Raw genomic sequence first — 2,541 nt, 5'->3', positions numbered from 1 at the left:
GGGTGCGCGACGGCCAGCGCGCCGCGCCGGTGCGGCCGCTCGCGCAGCTGCGCGCGGCGTCCGACCTCGCAGACGACGGCCGGCTGCGGCTGCGCGACCACCTGCGGGCGCGGTACGTCACCGGCGCGGACGGCGGCACCGTGCTGCGCTACCGGGCCGGCTCGCTGCCGGTCGGCGACGTCGAGCGCGCCCGCCTCGAGCCGTTGCTCGACGGCGACGTGCTGACCGGGGCCGACGTCGGACCCGACCTGGCCGGGCGCCTGCTCGTCGCGGGCGTGGCGGTGCCCGCGGAGTGAGCGACCGCTGCTCCGACGGCGGCCGCGAGCGCCGCGACCCGCTGGCGGCGACGGCCGCACCCGCTCGGCGCTGGGTGCTGATCGAGCACCCCGGCCCGTGGGCCGTCGACGCGCTGGCGGGGTCGGGCATCGACCACGAGGTGCAGCACGCGCTGCGCCGGGCCGCGGGCGACGCCGCCGCGCGCATCCTGCTGGTGCGGCGTCCGGGCCGGCCGGTGCGCGGGCTCGACCGGACGTGGGCGGTGCTCGACCACGACGCCGGCACCCAGGTGCGCGGCCGCTGGAGCGACGACCACGACCTGCTGGCCGCCGCAGAGGCGTTGCAGGGCAACGGCTCTGACGCGGAGCCGGCCGACCCGTGGCTGCTCGTCTGCGCGCACGGGCGGCACGACGTCTGCTGCGCGGTGCGCGGCCGGCCGGTCGCCGCGGCGCTGGCCGTGCACTGGCCGGCGTTCACCTGGGAGTGCTCGCACGTCGGCGGCGACCGGTTCGCCGCCAACCTGCTGGTGCTGCCGGACGGCACGACGTACGGCTACCTCGACCCCGAGGTCGGCGTCGACGTCGTGCGCACGCACCTGGACGGCGGGGTCGACGTCGAGCGGCTGCGCGGGCCGTCCACCGAGCCGCCCGTCGTGCAGGCGGCCGTGGTCGAGGTGCTGCGCCGGTTCGGTGGCGGGCCGCGGTCGGTGCGCGGCACAGGGGTGCGGCAGGTCGGCCCCGACCGCTGGCAGGTCGGGCTGGCCGGCACCGCACCGGTGCCCGCGCGGCTCGACGTGGTGGTCGACCGCTCCTGGCGGCCGGCGGCGCACCTCACGTGCCGGGCCACGAACGAGGCGCGAGCCGGTACGTTCACCGCGTCCGTGCAGCTCCCGACCACCTGAGGAGGCACCGGTGCGGCTCCTGCTGACGTCCGGTGGCGTGTCCAACCCCAGCATCGAGGCGGCGCTCGTCGACCTGCTGGGCACGCCGATCGCGGAGTGCGACGCGCTCTGCGTCCCGACGGCCGAGTGGGGCCACCCGTACTGCACGCCCGCCTCGGCCTGGCGCTTCGTCGCCGGCCGCGGCGGCAGCCCGATCACCGGGCTCGGCTGGCGCTCGGTCGGCCTGCTCGAGCTGACGGCGCTGCCCTCGATCGGCCGCGACCGCTGGGAGCCGTGGGTGCGGGCGGCCGACGTGCTGCTCGTCGACGGCGGCGACGCGACCTACCTGCACCACTGGCTGCGCGAGTCCGGCCTGGCCGACCTGCTGCCCGAGCTCACCGACACCGTGTGGGTGGGCGTGAGCGCCGGCAGCATGGTGATGACGCCGCGCATCGGCACCGAGTTCGTCGAGTGGGACCCGCCGTCCGGTGACGACCGCACCCTGGGCGTCGTCGACTTCTCGATCTTCCCGCACCTCGGCATGCCCGAGAACACGATGGAGGCCGCCGAGACGTGGGCGCAGCAGCTCGACGGCCCGGCGTACGTGATCGACGACCAGACCGCGATCGTCGTGCCGGGCGAGGGCGAGGTGGAGGTCGTGTCGGAGGGCACCTGGCGGCACCTGCCCGACTGACCGGGCGCTAGCGGACGACGGTGCCGCCGTCGGTCCAGGCGAGGTCCCAGCCGTACGCGAGCGCCACCTCGCGCGGCGGGCCGGCGACGAACTCGTGCTCGCGACGCAGGATCACGTCGCCGTCGACCAGGTGCGCCGACGCGACCGCGAGGCAGCGCGCGCCCGGGACGTCGGGCGCGCCGACCCGCAGCTCGAGTCGCCCGCCGGTCGGCAGGCGCACCACCAGCTCCGGCCGCAGCGCGGTCCAGTCGGGGTCGGCGTGCTTGCCGTAGGCGAAGAACAGCAGCCGCTGCATCAGGTCGAGGTTCGCCAGGTCGGCCAGCAGCAGCTCGCCGTCGTCCTCGCTGCGCATGCCGAGGCTCAGCACCTGCCGCGCCCCGAACCCCGGTGCAGACAGCGCGCCGTCCGACATCACCGCGCCCGAGTACCCGTTGGTGGTCTGCCACAGGCACCCCAGGTGCACGTCCGACGCGCGCAGCAGGCCGGTCGAGGTGACCAGCCGCTGCCAGCGCAGCGTCGTGCGCAGCGCCCCGCGCCGCGGCAGGTCGTCGGTGGTCAGCGTCACCACGCGGGCGTCGTCGTCGAGCACGATGCGCCGCTCGCTCGCCCGCGCCTCCCCCACCCGCGCCGTCCGCGGCGGTGCCGAGTCGGGTGCGGGTCGCGGCGCGGGTCGGGCTGCGGGCCGGCTGGC

Annotated in this window: 2 protein-coding genes and 2 pseudogenes; 3 read left to right on the top strand and 1 reads right to left on the bottom strand. The window is 77.1% G+C overall.

What is annotated here, in order from left to right; genetic code table 11:
- The 3 genes and pseudogenes from ACYVI6_RS18460 to ACYVI6_RS18450 form a co-directional block, all read left to right on the top strand.
- Positions 1-296, top strand: a pseudogene (locus tag ACYVI6_RS18460) (hypothetical protein); the annotation flags it as partial.
- Complete coding sequence (locus ACYVI6_RS18455) at positions 293-1,177, top strand: sucrase ferredoxin (protein ID WP_460447757.1); 885 nt, start codon at positions 293-295, stop codon at positions 1,175-1,177. The pseudogene ACYVI6_RS18460 and the gene ACYVI6_RS18455, both read left to right, overlap by 4 nt.
- A gap of 10 nt (positions 1,178-1,187) precedes the next feature.
- Positions 1,188-1,850 carry a Type 1 glutamine amidotransferase-like domain-containing protein gene (locus ACYVI6_RS18450; RefSeq protein WP_460447756.1) on the top strand — a complete coding sequence of 221 codons (663 nt, stop codon included), beginning with the start codon at positions 1,188-1,190 and terminating at the stop codon, positions 1,848-1,850.
- A 7-nt stretch (positions 1,851-1,857) separates the two neighbouring features.
- Here ACYVI6_RS18450 and ACYVI6_RS18445 read toward each other — a convergent pair.
- Positions 1,858-2,541 (bottom strand): annotated as a pseudogene (locus ACYVI6_RS18445) (TerD family protein); the annotation flags it as partial.

Source organism: Angustibacter aerolatus (genome assembly GCF_054776675.1).
The sequence above is the reverse complement of the archived record's forward strand: the minus strand, read 5'-3'. Positions and strand labels throughout refer to the sequence as shown.